Annotated in this window: 1 protein-coding gene; it reads right to left on the bottom strand. The window is 68.8% G+C overall.

All coding sequences use genetic code 11. From position 1 onward, the window contains the following. Positions 1-538 (bottom strand): flagellin (locus HPY23_RS14965; protein WP_268927386.1); only part of this gene is annotated, 538 nt, incomplete at both ends.

The following is a 538-nucleotide window of genomic DNA, read 5'->3' as shown; positions in this document are numbered from 1 at the left end:
GCCTGCACCGCCAGCTGCTGCTGCGTCTGCAGCGCCTTCAGCTTGGTCGACTCCTCTTCCACGTCCGCGTCCACCAGGATGCCGATGGTGCGGTCGTTGGCCTTCATCAGCGTGTCGACGAAGGTCTTCTGGCCGTCGATCTGCGTCTTGTTGGCGCCGAGCTTCGTGCCCGCATCCGTCACGCTGGCGATCGCCTTGTCGACCATGTTCAGGATGCTGGCGACGTCGGCGTCGCCGGCCGAGCCGACCAGGGTCGAGATGTTGAAGTTCGCCACCGAGTAGGCACCGGCCGAGATGGCGGTGTAGGTGCCGGAGGTGGTGTCGAGGATGCCCTTGCCGGTGGTGGTGGTGGAGGCCGTGCCGGCGCCCGCCGCCGCGTTGGTGCCGACGGAGGTTTGGCCGGCGGTGAAGCCGTAGAGGGCGTCGGGGGCGGTGACCGTCACCGACGAGTTGGTGCCGGCACCCGAGGTCGTCAGGCTGAGCTTGCCGCCCGCGAAGCTGGCGCTCGCGGTGTTGCCGGCCGCCTTGAGGGCGATGT

Origin of the sequence: Methylobacterium ajmalii (assembly GCF_016613415.1) — a bacterium.
Lineage (GTDB): Bacteria > Pseudomonadota > Alphaproteobacteria > Rhizobiales > Beijerinckiaceae > Methylobacterium > Methylobacterium ajmalii.
Note: the sequence above shows the minus strand (reverse complement) of the source record. Positions and strands in the feature narration are given on the sequence as shown.